General features: G+C 61.6%; 16 protein-coding genes. 5 read left to right on the top strand and 11 right to left on the bottom strand.

The window, feature by feature from the left end:
* Positions 1 to 301: 301 nt before the first annotated feature.
* Complete coding sequence (locus J3361_RS28595) at positions 302 to 523, bottom strand: YgdI/YgdR family lipoprotein (protein ID WP_003199454.1); 222 nt, start codon at positions 521 to 523, stop codon at positions 302 to 304.
* 75 nt (positions 524 to 598) lie between these two features.
* Positions 599 to 1,201, bottom strand: a complete 603-nt coding sequence (mobA, locus tag J3361_RS28600) for a molybdenum cofactor guanylyltransferase MobA (protein ID WP_207967352.1) — start codon at positions 1,199 to 1,201, stop codon at positions 599 to 601.
* 78 nt (positions 1,202 to 1,279) lie between these two features.
* Here mobA and moaB point away from each other — a divergent pair, with 78 nt between their 5' ends.
* Entirely contained in the window at positions 1,280 to 1,819 is a 540-nt protein-coding gene (gene moaB / locus J3361_RS28605) for a molybdenum cofactor biosynthesis protein B (RefSeq protein ID WP_207967353.1), read from the top strand.
* Between the two features lie 22 nt (positions 1,820 to 1,841).
* Complete coding sequence (gene glp, locus J3361_RS28610; RefSeq protein WP_207967362.1) at positions 1,842 to 3,029, top strand: gephyrin-like molybdotransferase Glp; 1,188 nt, start codon at positions 1,842 to 1,844, stop codon at positions 3,027 to 3,029.
* A gap of 62 nt (positions 3,030 to 3,091) precedes the next feature.
* Here glp and J3361_RS29655 read toward each other — a convergent pair whose 3' ends face one another.
* Entirely contained in the window at positions 3,092 to 3,400 is a 309-nt protein-coding gene (locus J3361_RS29655; protein WP_243459067.1) for a hypothetical protein, read from the bottom strand.
* A 316-nt stretch (positions 3,401 to 3,716) separates the two neighbouring features.
* On the opposite strand from J3361_RS29655, the gene yegS reads away from it, so the two are divergent.
* Positions 3,717 to 4,634, top strand: a complete 918-nt coding sequence (yegS, locus tag J3361_RS28620; protein WP_207967354.1) for a lipid kinase YegS — start codon at positions 3,717 to 3,719, stop codon at positions 4,632 to 4,634.
* Here the strand turns inward: yegS and J3361_RS28625 are convergent.
* The 3 genes from J3361_RS28625 to J3361_RS28635 form a co-directional block, all read right to left on the bottom strand.
* Complete coding sequence (locus J3361_RS28625) at positions 4,618 to 5,277, bottom strand: response regulator transcription factor (RefSeq protein WP_207967355.1); 660 nt, start codon at positions 5,275 to 5,277, stop codon at positions 4,618 to 4,620. The two genes, yegS and J3361_RS28625, sit on opposite strands and share 17 nt — an antisense overlap.
* Complete coding sequence (locus J3361_RS28630; protein WP_207967363.1) at positions 5,274 to 6,167, bottom strand: sensor histidine kinase; 894 nt, start codon at positions 6,165 to 6,167, stop codon at positions 5,274 to 5,276. Before J3361_RS28630 ends, J3361_RS28625 begins: the two co-directional genes overlap by 4 nt.
* A gap of 221 nt (positions 6,168 to 6,388) precedes the next feature.
* Entirely contained in the window at positions 6,389 to 6,859 is a 471-nt protein-coding gene (locus J3361_RS28635) for a hypothetical protein (RefSeq protein WP_207967356.1), read from the bottom strand.
* A 479-nt stretch (positions 6,860 to 7,338) separates the two neighbouring features.
* Here J3361_RS28635 and J3361_RS28640 point away from each other — a divergent pair, with 479 nt between their 5' ends.
* On the top strand, positions 7,339 to 8,262 hold the full coding sequence (locus tag J3361_RS28640; RefSeq protein WP_053120553.1) for a chemotaxis protein CheV: 924 nt from the start codon (positions 7,339 to 7,341) through the stop codon (positions 8,260 to 8,262).
* Positions 8,263 to 8,333: 71 nt separating this feature from the next.
* Positions 8,334 to 9,143: an MOSC domain-containing protein gene (locus tag J3361_RS28645; protein ID WP_207967357.1), complete on the top strand. Its 810-nt coding sequence runs from the start codon at positions 8,334 to 8,336 to the stop codon at positions 9,141 to 9,143.
* 167 nt (positions 9,144 to 9,310) lie between these two features.
* Here the strand turns inward: J3361_RS28645 and J3361_RS28650 are convergent, their stop codons facing one another.
* The 5 genes from J3361_RS28650 to atuC form a co-directional block, all read right to left on the bottom strand.
* Positions 9,311 to 9,595: a pyrimidine/purine nucleoside phosphorylase gene (locus J3361_RS28650; protein ID WP_014337306.1), complete on the bottom strand. Its 285-nt coding sequence runs from the start codon at positions 9,593 to 9,595 to the stop codon at positions 9,311 to 9,313.
* A 93-nt stretch (positions 9,596 to 9,688) separates the two neighbouring features.
* Positions 9,689 to 10,231: an exonuclease domain-containing protein gene (locus J3361_RS28655; RefSeq protein ID WP_207967358.1), complete on the bottom strand. Its 543-nt coding sequence runs from the start codon at positions 10,229 to 10,231 to the stop codon at positions 9,689 to 9,691.
* 62 nt (positions 10,232 to 10,293) lie between these two features.
* On the bottom strand, positions 10,294 to 12,264 hold the full coding sequence (locus J3361_RS28660; protein WP_207967359.1) for an acetyl/propionyl/methylcrotonyl-CoA carboxylase subunit alpha: 1,971 nt from the start codon (positions 12,262 to 12,264) through the stop codon (positions 10,294 to 10,296).
* A gap of 135 nt (positions 12,265 to 12,399) precedes the next feature.
* Complete coding sequence (gene atuD / locus J3361_RS28665; protein WP_207967360.1) at positions 12,400 to 13,557, bottom strand: citronellyl-CoA dehydrogenase; 1,158 nt, start codon at positions 13,555 to 13,557, stop codon at positions 12,400 to 12,402.
* Positions 13,558 to 13,583: 26 nt separating this feature from the next.
* Positions 13,584 to 15,200, bottom strand: a complete 1,617-nt coding sequence (gene atuC, locus J3361_RS28670) for a geranyl-CoA carboxylase subunit beta (protein ID WP_207967361.1) — start codon at positions 15,198 to 15,200, stop codon at positions 13,584 to 13,586.
* Positions 15,201 to 15,390: the final 190 nt, after the last annotated feature.

Below are 15,390 nucleotides of genomic sequence, written 5' to 3' on the forward strand. Positions count from 1 at the left end.
AGTGGGCAACCCGGCATGGATGCCGGGTTAGCCGCGCTGGGCCATGGATGGCCCTTCGCGGCGGCCCACGGAGCAATGCCTTCGTTCAGGCATGCCGAGCCTAGGCGAGGCACCGAGTGGTGGGGCATGAGCGCTTTGGTTACTTTCGCGCTTTTCGAAAGTGACCCGCTGTAAGAGCGGAACCATAAGTAGCCGTTACGCAAAGGACGGATATACACCCAAAACCAAGCCCCAAAAAAAACGGCGCCTCCCTCTTCAGGAAGCGCCGTTTTTTAGCGACATCGGGCAGCAGCGTTACAGATTACAAATCCTTAACGGTACGAACCTGATCCTTGTTCACGCGAGTCTGCTTGCCATCCAGTTGCTCGAATTCGTAGAAGCCGCTTTCTTCATCGTAATGTGGGGTGTCGACGGCCTGGATTTCGCGACCGTCATTCAAGGTGATCACTGTTGGCGAAGCGCACCCGGCAAGGGTGGCGAGGCCCAGAGCGAGCATGAACGTGGCGAGGGTCCGTTGTGTCATGGTGTTTCTCCGAAATGGATTCTTCAAGTTACTGACCTTCAGACGTATACATTGCGCGCAAGTTCCTGGCTAGTGTCAATCTGACACGCCTTTATGTAGGGCCAGCAGTTCCGGGGTGTTCAGATTGGCCAGCCGCGGATCGTCGGCTGGGCATTGCAAGGCAACGGCGTGCAGCGCGCGCATGATGCGGCCAGGGCTGCGTTCGCCTTCGTTCCAGGCCTGTTCGAATCGTGCTGCCAGGGCCAACGGGATGACACACAGCAGCGGTTCCCAATGCTCGCCGTGGCGCACCATCAGCGGTTGGTCGGGGTGCTGGCTGGCCGTCCTGCGCATATTGTCGAGCAGGCTTGCGTCGATTTGCGGCACGTCGCATGGCAGCACCAAGAGGTAGGAGTATCTCGCGGCCTTCAGACCTGCGCGGATGCCCGCCAATGGCCCGGGAAAATCACCTTCCTCATCGTGCACCAACTGATCGGCATACGGTGCATAACGTTGCGCATTGCGGTTGCAGGAAATGATCAGGTCATCGCTCATGGCGCGGGTCTGGCGATGGAGATGGGCAATCAGCGGTTCGCCTTGCCATTGCACCAAGCCCTTGTCCTGGCCGCCCATGCGTTGTCCGCGCCCGCCCGCCAGGAGCAGAATGGAGCAGGATGGCAGTGGCGTTTCCGAGGTCATGGCGTGTCTCCGCACGGGCGAAAAAATGAAGCGCTGTGATATAACACCGGGCTGTTTCCTTCACAACTGGACGAGCCTATGAAAGCCAAGGCTGATGTACCTTTCGTGCCGCTCAATATCGCGGTGCTGACTGTCAGCGACACCCGTACCCTGGAAACCGATACGTCCGGGCAGGTCTTCGTCGATCGGCTCACGGCGGCGGGTCACAACCTGGCGGCACGGGTCCTGCTCAAAGATGATTTGTACAAGATCCGGGCACAAGTCGCGACCTGGATTGCCGAGGACGTGGTGCAAGTGGTGCTGATCACCGGCGGCACCGGTTTCACGGGGCGTGACAGTACGCCGGAAGCCGTCACGTGCCTGCTGGACAAGCAGGTCGATGGCTTTGGCGAGTTGTTTCGGCAGATATCCGTGGCCGACATTGGCACTTCCACCGTGCAGTCGCGCGCGCTGGCGGGCCTGGCCAATGGCACGCTGGTGTGCTGCCTCCCGGGTTCGACCAATGCGGTGCGTACCGGATGGGATGGGATCCTGGCCGAACAATTGGATGCGCGGCATCGACCATGCAACTTCGTGGCCCATTTGAAACAGGCAGCGCCTTGTGAATCCCGTGGGTAAACCGGGCAAGGCCGGGGCCTTGATGGCCGTTGAGGTGGCGTTGGAGCGACTGCTCGAAATGGCGGCGAATGCACCGATTGTCCAGCGCGAGCATTTGCCATTGGCCGCCGCGTCAGGACGAGTGCTGGCCGAGGATCTGGTATCGACCCTTGATCTGCCGCCATGGCCCAACAGCGCCATGGATGGCTATGCCTTGCGGCTGGCGGATTGGAACGGCGAGCCGTTGGTGGTCAGCCAGCGGATTTTTGCCGGGCAGGCGCCGGAGCCCCTGGCCGCTGGCACGTGTGCGCGGATTTTCACGGGGGCGCCAGTCCCTGCCGGTGCCGATTGCGTCGAGATGCAGGAAAACGCCGTGGTTGAAAGCGACCAGCGGGTGCGGTTTACCGAACCCATGGTCAATGGACAGAACATTCGCCCTCAAGGGCAGGAAACCACCGTTGGCGAGCAGGTCCTCTCTGCCGGCACTCGCCTGGGTCCGATCGAGCTGGGCTTGGCGGCATCCTTGGGCTGTGCATCGCTGGGCGTGGTGCGCAAGGTCCGCGTCGCTGTTCTGTCCACGGGGGATGAGCTGGTCGAGCCCGGTCAGGCTTTGGGGCCCGGCCAGATCTATAACAGCAACCGCGTGCTGCTGTGTGGTTGGCTACAACGCCTGGATTGTGAGGTGGTTGATGCCGGTATCCTGCCCGACGATTTGCCGGCCACCCGCGAGCGCTTGGCGCAGTTGTCGGATGTCGATCTGATCCTGTCCACCGGTGGTGTCTCGGTGGGGGAGGCGGACTTCCTCGGCATCGCCTTGCGTGAGGACGGTGAGCTGACACTGTGGAAGCTCGCCATCAAGCCAGGTAAGCCGCTGACGTTCGGGCATTACCGTGGCGTGCCGGTCATAGGCCTGCCTGGAAATCCCGCGTCGACCCTCGTGACGTTCGCACTGCTGGCAAGGCCTTACCTGTTGAGACGCCAAGGCGTTCAGTCGGTGACGCCGCTCAAGTTCAAGGTGCCGGCCGGTTTCGCCTGGCCGAAGGCGGGCAGTCGTCGAGAATACCTGCGAGGCCGCATGGAGAATGGTCGAGCGGTCATCTACCGGAATCAGAGCTCGGGGGTGCTGCGCAGCGCGGCCTGGGCCGAAGGATTAGTCGAGGTGCTCGAGGGACAGACGCTGGTGGAGGGTGACGAAGTGGGCTTCATCCCCTTGAGCGAAGTCCTGGGCTAGCGCGCCTGCCAGGTGTTCTCTGGCCCGAGTGGGACGCTCGGGCCTTTGGGCACGCCTCGCCTTTATCGCGTGAGCAGCATCACCAACTGATCGAATCGGTTGTTGGCGACCCAGCCCAGCAGGCCGAGCACCACCGCCGCGGCGCCAGCCGAGTAGGCCAGCCTGTGGCGGATCACCTTGACGTCGGTGCGAATTTCATCCATGTCTTTGCGGATGTATTTGAGGTGGGTTTCCAGTTCAACGACGCGCGGTTCCAAATCGATTCCTCCAACGGGATTGCTGCAACTTTTGCATTCGTTTCGAGTATCGGCCCGCCCGCTTCCAAAGGATGCGAGCTGCCGGGGCGACAGCTTGTATTCACGGTTATGCATGGGACGGTCCATCCCCTTGGCCATAACTGTTCGAGCGAGTGATCCGGCCCCTGCGGGCCGTGACGTATCCATCCATGGGAGCATGCTTCCTTGTGTGATGAGGGTTTAAGCGATCCAACAAAACATGAACCCAAGGTGTCTTAATACCGCTAGAGGGTCAATTGAGCTGATTCGCCAGATCTTGTAAGAAAACTCTTCGAATCAGGGCATATCGGTCGGACGAGCCGTCCTGCGCTTTTAAAAAATTGAGGCGCACTGGGCTTTTTCGCTCGAATGAGCGGTCCCATGCCTGAACCTTCCAATGACGGAGACCACGATGAGCAAAGGCAAGGCGCTGTTGATTTTGCATGGCAAGCAAGCGCTCAACGAAGAGGTTCGCTCGGCAGTGATGCTCAAGCGCGAGCAGGGCTGGGACCTGGCGGTACGGCTGACCTGGGAAGCCGGTGATGCCCAGCGCTGGGTCGATGAAGCACTGGCTGCCGGGTATACACGTCTGATCGCCGGCGGCGGTGATGGGACTTTGCGTGATATCGCCGAAGCGATCGCCTACAAGTCCAGCGATGCCAGCCTGGTCCTGTTGCCGCTGGGCACGGCCAACGATTTCGCCCGGGCGGCCGGTGTGCCGTTGGAACCTGCTCAAGCCATGGATTTATTGGACGTGGCACCGCAGGCCGTAGATGTGGGCGAAGTTGGCGGGCGGATTTTCCTGAACATGGCCACCGGTGGTTTCGGCAGCCAAGTGACGGCGAACACTTCCGAAGACCTCAAGAAGGTCTTGGGCGGCGCAGCCTATCTGTTCACGGGCCTGTCGCGATTCAGTGAGCTGAGTGCCGCCTATGGTGAGCTGCAGGGTCCCGATTTCCATTGGCAGGGCGATTTGCTCGCGCTGGGCATCGGCAATGGCCGGCAGGCGGGGGGAGGTCATGTGCTGTGCCCGGAGGCGTTGGCGGATGATGGGTTGCTGGACATCAGCATCCTGCCGGCCCCCCAGGAAGTGGTCAGTACCTTGAAGGACTTGCTGGCGGGCGGCCTGGGTATCGACAACATGTTTGTCCGCGCACGCTTGCCCTGGGTGGAAATCAAGGTCGCGCAAGGCCTGGACATCAATCTCGATGGCGAGCCGTTGCAGGTCGACACCCTGCGCTTCACTGTGCGTCCAAAGGCGTTGCGGCTGCACCTGCCGTCCGATTCGCCACTGTTGAGCGGCGCGATGGCGCTTAATCGTCCAGGCTGATGATTTGCTCGCGCACCGCAAACAGCACAAGGCCGGCCACGTCATGGATCTGCAGGCGCTTCATGATTTGCGCCCGGTGGGTTTCCACGGTCTTGATGCTCAGGTTCAGGCCGTTGGCGATTTCCCGGGTGGACTTGCCGCGCACGATCAGCCGCAGGATCTCCAACTGGCGTGCGGTCAGATTGTGAGTCTGGGCAGGGGCCGGTTGATGTTTCTGGGCACGGGTCAGCGCCTGGTTGATCACGGTATGGGCGATGGCCGGGCTCAGGTAGCGTTCGTTATTGCGCAGCGCCTCCAGGGCGTGTTCCAGCTCAGTGGCGGTGGTGTCCTTGAGCAGGTAGCCATGGGCTCCTGATTCCAGCGCCTGCATGATCAGCGCCGGATCCGTATGCATCGACAGGATCAGCACCTTGCTGTGGGGGCGCACCCGCTTGAGCTGTTGCAAGGCGTCCAGGCCGCTGGTGTCCTTCATGGAAATGTCCAGCAGCACGATGTCGGGGTTCAGTCGCTCTACCAACTCCACCAATTGCGTGCCGTCATTGGCTTCGCCGATCACGGCATAACCTGGGATATCCATGACCAGGGCTCGTACGCCGGCCCTGATCAGGGAGTGGTCATCTACCAGAAGCAAATTACAAATCAAAGGAGAACCTTATTCTTACTGGCTCGTGCCAGGGCACGCGGCGCCCAGGGAAAGCGTGCTTCGATGTGGGTACCTTTGCCGGCCTCGCTGATGACCTTGAGGGTGCCGCCCAATTGTTCGACCCGCTCCGACATGCCGGCCATGCCCCGCTGACCTTCGCGAGCGGGGTGGCTGGCGGGCGCAAAACCCAGGCCATCGTCGCTGATCAGCAGGGTCAGGCCGTCGGGCAAGCGTTGCAGGCGTACCAGCAAATTCGTCGCCCGGGCATGGCGCAAGATATTGGTGACCGCTTCCTGGGTGATCCGGAACACCGCCACCGACATCTCCTCCGGGATGCCTGTCATGCGCTGCTGGCATTCGAGGCTCCACTTCACTGGGACGTTGGCCAGAGTCTTGAGCAGATGTGCCCGCAGACTGGCTTCAAGCCCGAGACTGGTCAGTTCCCGCGGGTTGAGGATCGCCGATACATCACGGACCTTATTGAGGGTTTCGTCCAAGGTCTCGCACAGGAGTGTGCACTGGTCTTGCAATTCTTCCGGCATCCGCCGCTTGAGCCATTCGCCTTGCAGTTTCGCGGCGGTCAGTAACTGGCCAATGTCGTCGTGCAATTCGCGGCTGAGCCGATGGCGCTCATTCTCTTGGACCTCCAGCAGTCGGTCGGCCAGCTCCTGGGGCTGGAACTTGATGGATTTGCGTGACAATCGATGGTGAATCCAGACACAGCTCAAGGCCGCGACATTCAGGGCCACCAGGCCCAGCGGTACCGTGTGGGCGTACAGGTAGGCCAGCAGGCAGCCGAGGGTCGAGCAGATGCACAGTAGTAATGTGAAGCGACGGGCGTTATCTCGGGAAGGAGGCCAGGTGATAAATGACTTGAGGCTGGCGTGCATAGCGGATGGAGCCAATGAATGTTCGCTGCGGGCAGGCCGGTCAGCGCATCTGACAGGCCGGGTCGGGGTAAACGTATCAGGTCGGAGACGGCTTCGGTCGACGGCTTTTATGGCGCTGTCGTGAAGTGGCTGACGCAGGAGATAGTACCACTTCGCCTATCGCTGGTCGCGCTCGGCATGGTGCTGTGAACGTATTGTGGATAAGGCACATCGCCATCGTTTCAGGCTTGTTTATGGGGATAGGACACCAACGCCAGCGGACGTGATGCGGCCAATGCCTGGCCGGGATTCTGGCCTACCTGAAAAGCGAATGCCTCGATCAAAGAGGTCTGTTCGCTGCTGTCCAGGCCCAACTGGCCGGTGGTGTGATCGACCAATTCCAACTGCCAGGCCATCAGGGTGAAGCAATCCTTCAGCGCGTCCAGGGCCTGGTCGTGCAACTCCATGTGGTCCTGTGCATGGCTGAGCAAGCCATGGATATGCAGGGAAAACTCCGAGACGGCTTCCAGCGCCAGGGCATTGGCTTTGTTCGACAGCTTCAGCAAGGTGCTGAGCATGCAATCGATGGCGTCCTTGTCGTTGTTGATCAATTGCAGATGGCTCAGGCATTCCTCCGACTTGGCCAACAGCGTCTCGGCCTCGATCAGAAATTCGGGAAGACGTTGATTCCAGTTCCTACGATCGTTCGGCATGCTTATCTCCACAACATCATGTCAGGCGAAAGGAAACCGTGTATGGCGAACGGCTGGGTCTCAAGGTCGACCGCGGACGGACGCGCGACGACACGCCCGTGCCGTTGCGCGAAGGCGAGTTCGCAAGCGATTGCACGGATGGGATCGGCCGAAAGGCAGCAGGTCCGATGTCCTGAGGTCGCACGCAAAAGCCTGACTCCGTTCAGCAATGAGAATGGCGTCACATTAATGGCTATTGGATAGCGGGAATATCAGGTTGGACCTGATTGTGCCTAGGGGAATCCCTTAGGCGAGGGAACTTAGTGCGCAAACCGGAGTCGCGCAGCGGGAAAAGCGGGTCAAGAAATCGTGAAGCCAGTAAAACATGATGTTAATGTGATATCAATTCCCCTCGCTATATTTTATCCGGGGTCAAGATTCGGCTCGTGCCGCCGATAGCTGTTTTATTGGATTCATCCGAACAAGCCCAGGAGTCATCGATGGCCGGCATTCTCGACACAGTAGATCAACGAACCCAACTGGTGGGTGAGAATCGCCTGGAAATTCTCATGTTTCGCCTGGCGGGTCGACAGCTGTTCGCCATTAATGTGTTCAAGGTCCAGGAAGTCCTGCAACTGCCGAAGCTGACGTTGATGCCGCAACGTCACCCGTTCGTCTGCGGTGTGGTCAATCTGCGTGGCCAGACCCTGCCGGTGATCGACCTGTCCCAGGCCATTGGCATGCGTCCGTTGGTGCCGGGCGCCAATAGCACCATTATCGTGACCGAATACAACCGTTCGGTTCAGGCATTCCTGGTGGGCGGTGTCGACCGCATCGTCAACATGAACTGGGAAGCCATCTTGCCGCCGCCGACCAGTGCCGGCCGCGAGCACTACCTGACGGCCATCAGCAAGGTGGACGATCAGTTGGTGGAAATCATCGACGTGGAAAAAGTCCTGGCCGAAATCGTGCCGTACAACGCCAAGGTCTCCCGGGACAAACTCGAGGACCCGGTGCTGGAGCGCGCCCGTGGTCGCGAAGTGTTGCTGGTGGACGACTCCAATGTGGCGCTCTCGCAACTGCGCGACACCTTGGGTCAACTGGGCGTGAAAATGCACATCGCCAGTGACGGCCTCAAAGCCCTGAACATGCTCAAGGCCTGGGCCGATACCGGCGAGGTCATGACCGATAAATTGCTGATGATCTTCACCGACGCGGAAATGCCGGAAATGGACGGTTACCGCCTGACCACCGAAATCCGTAACGACCCGCGTTTGCGCGGGCTCTATGTCGTACTGCACACCTCGCTGTCGGGCAGCTTCAACGACTCGATGGTCAAGAAGGTCGGCTGCGACAACTTTCTCTCCAAATTCCAGCCGGACAAGCTGGTCGACGTGGTGCGCCAGCGGTTGATGCTCGACTGAAACCGATGGTGGTTTGCTTCAATGGCCGGCTCGTATAAGGTGGCATTTTTTTGCCACCGGGGAAGTTGACCATGTTGCGGCTGAGCGCGCTGTATCGGTATCCGTTGAAGTCCGGCAAGGGCCAGCCCCTGCAGGAAATCGGCCTGGACAAGCTCGGGCTGGACGGCGATCGGCGCTGGATGCTGGTGGACGAGGGCACGGGGCGGTTCCTGACCCAGCGCGCCGTGGCGAAGATGAGCCAGCTTTCGGCCTTGTGGAACGAGGCGGGGGGGCTGACGCTCAGCGCGCCCGGCCATGGCGCCATCGACGTGTCGTTGCCACCTACCCAGGAAGAGCAGCGGCGCGGCGTGATCATCTGGCGTGACACCTTGCGTGTGCCGGATGCCGGTGACGAGGCCGCGGCCTGGGTCAGTGAATTCATCGGCAACCCCACGCGGCTTGTGCATGTGCCGGTGGAACTGGCGCGCACCACCGCAGCCGGTTATGGCAAGGACGACGACAAGGTCGCCTTTGCCGATGGTTTCCCCCTGCTGCTGATTGGCCAGGCCTCATTGCAGGACCTGTCGAGTCGGGTCGGTCGTTCGCTGGAAATGTTGCGCTTTCGTCCCAATCTGGTGGTCGAGGGCAGCGAGGCGTTTGCCGAGGACGGTTGGAAGCGCATTCGTATCGGCGAGGTGGAGTTCCGGCTGGTCAAGCCCTGCTCGCGTTGCATCATGACCACGGTCGATCCGCATACCGGCGAACGCGATCCGAATCGCGAACCCTTTGCCACGTTGCAGCAATACCGTTCGACACCGGACGGTGCGATGTTCGGCCAGAACCTGGTCAACGACAGCAACGGCCGGCTTGAAGTCGGCATGCCGGTTGAAGTGCTCGAATAAAAAGCGCCTTGAATAAAAATGTGTGGCGAGGGAGCTTGCTCCCGCTGGGCTGCGAAGCAGCCCCTAGAACTGCCACCTCGGCGTGTCAGGCCGATTGTGCCAAGCCTTTTGGGACTGCTGCGCAGTCCAGCGGGAGCAAGCTCCCTCGCCACAGGGTTGTGGTCGAATCAGCCGCGGTACTCACACAGGTACGCAGTGTCGACAGCTACCTTGAGCTGGAACTTGCTGTTGGCCGGTACATTGAACTGACTGCCGGCCTCGAAGGTTTCCCAGTCGGTGCTGTCGGGCAGCTTCACGGTCAGGGCACCGGAGACAACGTGCATGATTTCCCGTTGGGCCGTGCCGAACTCATATTCGCCCGGAGCCATGACGCCAATGGTCGCTGGGCCTTCGGCAGTGCCAAAAGCGATCGACTTGACGGTGCCGTCGAAGTACTCGTTGACTTTGAACATGGGCGATTCCTCGAAAAAGGGGCTTAAAAAGGCCGGCCAGTATGCACAAGGCTGCAACATTCGTCATCTGCCGCGCCGGGCGGTGGACACCGCTCAACTCGGCAGCACCAAGGGCAACAACCGTGCGGTATTGCGCGCGTCTTCCAGCGCACGGTGCTGTTGACCGCAGAATTGCAGGCCAGCCAGTTGCAGCGCGCCATTGAGCCCCAGCGGTCGTTCCAGCCGACGGGCCTTGGCGAAGCGTTGCTTGAGGTTCATGTGCGGCACTTGGCCGAGGACACTGTGCAACTGCTGGTGCTGCCATTCCTGCAGCAGTTGCTTGCGGTCGTAGTCGCCCCAACTGACCCAGCTTTCCAGCTTCGGATGATACGGCGCCAGCCAGCGCTCGAACGCCGGCCAGACCTCGGTCAAAGGCTCGGCGCTGTCGATATTGGCTTGGGTGATGTGGGTCAGTTCGCGACAGAAAGCCGTGAGCAGCGGGCGTCTCTGGGGACGCACGAAGCGCTGGAAATGATCCACTTCGCGGCCGTCACGATTCACCAGCGTGGCGCCGATTTCGATAATTTCCATTTCGGTTACCGGCCAGCCACCTTCATCGGTGGTGGCCTCCAGATCAATCACCAGCCAGTGAGGCATCGCAGGGTTCCCGGTATCGGCGTGCAGATGGGTTTGAGCGTAGTCAAACCCCAGGCATCCGACTAGTGGGTTGTTTCGACACGCAACAAAACCTGACGGTTTTTCACCTGGTCACCCCGCTTGACTTGCAATTGCTTGACCACGCCGTCGACGTCGGCCATGAGTGGACGCTCCATTTTCATCGCTTCGAGCACCATCAGCAGTTGGCCCTGGCGCACCGGGCTGCCTTCGCTGACCAGCAACTCGACAATGGCACCGTCCATGGGCGCCTTGAGCGTTCCGTCACTGGCACTGGCCTTGGCGGCGACCGGAGCCAGGGTTCGGTCCTGCAGATGCAGGCCGCCAGGGCGGGTGGACAGCCAGAGATCGTGGCCATCGAGACGCCAGGCCTGGCGCTGGCGAATCCCATCGACCATCAGCGTCGCGCCATTGGCGTCAGCGTCGAGCAGCTTCAGTTCGAGCAGGCGTTCGGCACTGCGGATATTCAATGTCCCGTCGGTTTCGACCTCAAGGCTCAGCGTCCAGACGTGTTCCCCGACGCCAATCCGATAACGCCGTGCCGTGCCGATGCTGTTGCGCCATCCGCCCAGGCCGGGTGCATGCCGTGCCTGCGCGGCCTGATAAAACGCCGCCGTGGCGATGGCCAGTTGTTCGGTGGAGGGCTCGACGGGCAGGAGCGCGGGATGATTGGCAAAGTGCTGGCCGATGAAGCCGGTGCCGAAGTCGCCCTCGATGAAGCGCGGATGTGCCAGCAAGCCTGCGAGCAAACGCTGGTTGCTCTGGACCCCAAGCAGCACGCAATCTTCCACTGCTCGCAACAATTTACGTCGGGCCTCCTCGCGGGTAGCGCCGTGAACGATGAGTTTGCCCAGCAGCGAATCGTAGAACGGCGTGATGACTTGGCCTTGCAGCAGGCCATGGTCGATTCGCACGCCGTCGCGGGTGGGCGGCTCCCAGCCCACCAAACGCCCTGTCTGGGGCAGGAAATCCGTCGCCGGGTCCTCGGCGTACAGCCGCACTTGCAGGGCATGGCCGCTGAGCGTCACCTGATCCTGGCGCAAGGGCAGCGGCTTGCCGGCGGCGACATCCAACTGCCAGGCCACCAGGTCCAGGCCGGTGATCAATTCGGTGACGGGGTGCTCGACCTGCAAGCGCGTGTTCATTTCCAGAAAGTAAAACCGACCGTCCGCCGCGAGCAGGAATTCCACGGTCCCGGCACCGACATAATTCACTGCGCGTCCTGCCTTCAGTGCTGCCTCGCCCATGGCCCGGCGCAGGTCGACGGTCATGACCGGGCAGGGCGCTTCCTCGATGATTTTCTGGTGGCGCCGCTGAATCGAGCAGTCCCGTTCCCCCAGGTGGATCAGTTGACCGTGATGGTCGCCGAAGATCTGTACTTCCACATGCCGTGGATCGATCAACGCCTGTTCGAGGATCAACTCGTCGCTGCCAAAACCGTGCAAGGCTTCCGAGCGTGCGCTGCGCAATTGTTCGAGCATGTCTTCGGCGCGCTGGACCAGGCGCATGCCGCGACCGCCGCCACCGGCACTGGCCTTGATCATCAGCGGGTAACCGATGCGCTCGGCTTCGCGCTGCAGCGTGTCGTCATCCTGGGCCGCGCCCTGGTAACCGGCGATGCAGGGAACACCGGCGGCGAGCATGGCGATTTTCGCGCGGCGCTTGCTGCCCATCAAGTCGATGGCCTGGTGGCTGGGGCCGATGAAAACCATGCCGGCTTCTTCGCAGGCTTGGGCGAACCCGGCATTTTCCGAAAGAAAACCGTAGCCGGGATGGATCGCATCGGCACCGCTGCGTCGGGCTGCGTCGAGAATGGTCGAGGGGTCTAGGTAGGACTGCTGCACCGGGGCCGGGCCGATCAGCACGGCTTCATCGGCCATGCGCACATGCAGCGCATCGGCGTCGGCCTCGCTGAACACCGCCACCGTGCGGTAGCCCAGGGCCTGGGCGGTACGCTGGATGCGACAGGCGATTTCGCCGCGGTTGGCGATGAGGAGTTTGCTGAAGGTGGGCATGGAAGCATTCCTGGTTTTTGTGGTGGCTGTCAGGGCCTCATCGCGAGCAAGCTTTGCTCCCACAATGCCCGGTGTGAGTGCATCCACCTGTGGGAGCAAAGCTTGCTCGCGATGGCGGCCTGCCAGGCCAACCGCTCATTTTTTCTTCCCCGGCAAAATCCCCATGAGCTTGCAGATGATGCCCAGCATGATCTCGTCCGCCCCGGCGCCGATGGACACCAACCGTACGTCGCGGTAGGCGCGGGCGACCGGGTTGTCCCACATGAAACCCATGCCGCCCCAGTATTGCAGGCAACTGTCGGTGGTTTCCCGGGCCAGGCGCCCGGCCTTGAGCTTGGCCATGGACGCCAGGCGCGTGACGTCCTGGCCGTGGATGTACTGCTCCGTGGCCTGGTACACCAGCGCCCGCAGGCATTCGATTTCGCTGGCCAGTTCCGCCAGGCGAAAGTGGATCACCTGGTTGTCGATCAGGGCCGTGCCGAAGGTCTTGCGTTCCTTGCAGTACGCGACGGTGCTGTCGATGCAATGCTCCAGACCCTTGAGCATGTTGGCCGCGCCGAACAGCCGCTCTTCCTGGAATTGCAGCATCTGCATCATGAACCCGGCGCCTTCCTGGCCAATGCGGTTGCGTTGTGGCACGCGCACGTCGTCGAAAAACACCTGGGCGGTTTCCGAGCTGCGCATGCCGAGTTTGTCCAGGTGCTGGCCGAGGCTGATGCCTGGGCTGTCCATCGGCACCATGATCAGCGATTTGTTGACGTGGGGCTTGTCGTCCGAAGTGTTGGCCAGCAAACAAATGAAATCGGCGCTCGGCGCATTGGTGATCCACATCTTGCTGCCATTGATGATGTAGTCGTCGCCGTCCTTGCGCGCCGTGGTCTTGAGCCCGGCGACGTCGGAGCCGGCGCCGACTTCCGAAACGCCGATGCAGCCCACCTGCTCGCCGCGAATGGCCGGACGCAGGAATGCCTCGCGCAACTCATCGGAGCCGAACCGGGCCAGGGCCGGAGTGCACATGTCGGTCTGCACGCCAATGGACATCGGCACACCGCCGCAATGAATGGTGCCGAACGCCTCGGCCGCGACGATCGAATAGCTGTAGTCCAGGCCCATGCCGCCGAATGCCGTCGGCTTGGAAATGCCCAGCAGGCCCAGCTCGCCGGCCTTGCGGAAAATCTCGTGGATGGGGAAGCGTCCGGCGCGCTCCCATTCGTCGACGTAGGGGTTGATGTCGTGGTCGACAAATTGGCGAATGGTGCGCCGCAGTGCTTCATGTTCTTGGGTGAAGATCATTCTTATTATTCTCCTGGGGTCAGCGCTCAGAAACGGGCCACGCCAAAACTGTTGGCTTGCAGCGGCCGGTGTTCGGCCTCGTGACAGATGTCCAGCAGGTAGCCCAGCAGTGTGCGGGTATCACGCGGGTCGATGAGCCCGTCGTCCCACAGGTTGGCGCTGCCGTAAAGGGCGGTGGATTGGCTGTCGAGTTTCTGCGCGGTGGTTTGCTCGAGCAGGTCGAGCATCTTCGGGTCGGGGCTCAGGCCGTTCTTGAGCTGCGTGGCCTCGGTGATCATCCGCAGGACCTTGCCGGCCTGGGCGCCGCCCATCACGGCGGTGTGGCTGTTGGGCCAGGCGAAGATGAAACGTGGGTCCAGCCCGCGGCCGCACATGGCGTAGTTGCCGGCGCCATAGGAGCCGCCCACCACGACGGTCAATTTCGGCACCCGGGCATTGGCCACGGCCTGGATCATCTTGGCCCCGTGCTTGATCACCCCTTGTCGCTCGGACTCGGTGCCGACCATGAACCCGGTGGTGTTGTGCAAGAACAGCAATGGCGTGCGGCTCTGGTCGCACAGTTGGATGAACTGTGCGGCCTTGCTGGCGCCCTGGGGCGTGATGGGTCCGTTGTTGCCGATCAGGCCACAGGCATGGCCGCGAATGTGCAGGTGGCCGCAAATCGTCTGGGCGTCGAATTCGCTTTTGAAGGCCAGGAAGTTCGAGCCGTCGGCGATGCGGGCGATGATCTCCCGCACGTCATAGGGTTTCTTCGGGTCGTCGGGCACCAGCCCCAACAATTCGTCGGCGGGGTAGAGCGGCTCGCTCCAGGTTCGTTCGGGTTGTGGCGGCAATTGTGGGTTCCAGGGCAGCACGCCAAGGATTTCCCGGGCAAGACGTATACCATCGGCGTCGTTCTCGGCCAGGTACTCGGCGGTGCCGGCCACCTGTGCATGCATCAGCGCGCCGCCCAGTTCTTCTTCGCTGGCCACTTCGCCGGTCGCGGCCTTGAGCAACGGCGGCCCGGCCAGGAACAGCCGCGCCTTGTCGCGCACCACCACCACGTAGTCGGACAAACCCGGTTGATAGGCCCCGCCGGCCGTGGCCGAGCCATGCACCACGGTAATCTGCGGCAGGCCCATGGCCGACATACGTGCCTGATTGGCGAAGCAGCGCGCGCCTTCGACGAAAATCTGCGCGGCGTAATTGAGGTTGGCGCCGCCACTTTCGGCGAGGGTGATCACTGGCAGTTTGTTTTCCATGGCGATCTGTTGCAGGCGCAGGGTCTTGAGCAAGCCGCTGGGGGAAATCGTGCCGCCCTTGATCGCGCTGTTGTTGACCACCACCAGCACTCGCACCTCGGACACATAGCCGATCCCGGCGATCAAGCCGCCGCCGGCCTGGCTACCGTCCTTATCGTCATGCAGTTTGTAGCCGGCCAGGCTCGCCAGCTCGAGAAACGGCGCGCCGGCGTCCAGCAGCAGGTTCAGGCGTTGGCGCGGCAACAATTGGCCGCGCCGGTCGAACTTGCCCTGGGCCTGGGCCGCTTTCTCCACCATGGCCTGTTCGAGCTGGCGCAGTTGTTCGACGCCGGCCAGCATCGCTGCGTAGTTGCGCGCGAAGTCAGCGCTGCGGGGATCCAGGTGCGATTCGATGACTGGCATGCAGACTCCTCGTGTTGGAACGGATTAGCCGAACCCCTGTGGCGAGGGAGCTTGCTCCCGCCCGGGTGCGCAGCGACCCCGGCTTTTTTGCGATTGCTGCGCAATCGAGCGGGGGGAAACTCCCCCGCCCCCAGGTTTCCAGGGGGTGCTGATTGTTCCTTTTTCCTTGCGCCCGCCCCTAGCCGCCCTG

Source organism: Pseudomonas sp. OA65, from assembly GCF_017498305.1.
Lineage (GTDB): Bacteria > Pseudomonadota > Gammaproteobacteria > Pseudomonadales > Pseudomonadaceae > Aquipseudomonas > Aquipseudomonas zanjanensis.

Excerpts from the sequence above, each read along its gene's own strand:
- J3361_RS28595 (WP_003199454.1), bottom strand. The coding sequence starts at position 523 with ATGACACAACGGACCCTCGCCACGTTCATGCTCGCTCTGGGCCTCGCC.
- mobA (WP_207967352.1), bottom strand. The coding sequence starts at position 1,201 with ATGACCTCGGAAACGCCACTGCCATCCTGCTCCATTCTGCTCCTGGCG.
- moaB (WP_207967353.1), top strand. The coding sequence starts at position 1,280 with ATGAAAGCCAAGGCTGATGTACCTTTCGTGCCGCTCAATATCGCGGTG.
- glp (WP_207967362.1), top strand. The coding sequence starts at position 1,842 with ATGGCCGTTGAGGTGGCGTTGGAGCGACTGCTCGAAATGGCGGCGAAT.
- J3361_RS29655 (WP_243459067.1), bottom strand. The coding sequence starts at position 3,400 with ATGCATAACCGTGAATACAAGCTGTCGCCCCGGCAGCTCGCATCCTTT.
- yegS (WP_207967354.1), top strand. The coding sequence starts at position 3,717 with ATGAGCAAAGGCAAGGCGCTGTTGATTTTGCATGGCAAGCAAGCGCTC.
- J3361_RS28630 (WP_207967363.1), bottom strand. The coding sequence starts at position 6,167 with ATGCACGCCAGCCTCAAGTCATTTATCACCTGGCCTCCTTCCCGAGAT.
- J3361_RS28635 (WP_207967356.1), bottom strand. The coding sequence starts at position 6,859 with ATGCCGAACGATCGTAGGAACTGGAATCAACGTCTTCCCGAATTTCTG.
- J3361_RS28640 (WP_053120553.1), top strand. The coding sequence starts at position 7,339 with ATGGCCGGCATTCTCGACACAGTAGATCAACGAACCCAACTGGTGGGT.
- J3361_RS28645 (WP_207967357.1), top strand. The coding sequence starts at position 8,334 with ATGTTGCGGCTGAGCGCGCTGTATCGGTATCCGTTGAAGTCCGGCAAG.
- J3361_RS28650 (WP_014337306.1), bottom strand. The coding sequence starts at position 9,595 with ATGTTCAAAGTCAACGAGTACTTCGACGGCACCGTCAAGTCGATCGCT.
- J3361_RS28655 (WP_207967358.1), bottom strand. The coding sequence starts at position 10,231 with ATGCCTCACTGGCTGGTGATTGATCTGGAGGCCACCACCGATGAAGGT.
- J3361_RS28660 (WP_207967359.1), bottom strand. The coding sequence starts at position 12,264 with ATGCCCACCTTCAGCAAACTCCTCATCGCCAACCGCGGCGAAATCGCC.
- atuD (WP_207967360.1), bottom strand. The coding sequence starts at position 13,557 with ATGATCTTCACCCAAGAACATGAAGCACTGCGGCGCACCATTCGCCAA.
- atuC (WP_207967361.1), bottom strand. The coding sequence starts at position 15,200 with ATGCCAGTCATCGAATCGCACCTGGATCCCCGCAGCGCTGACTTCGCG.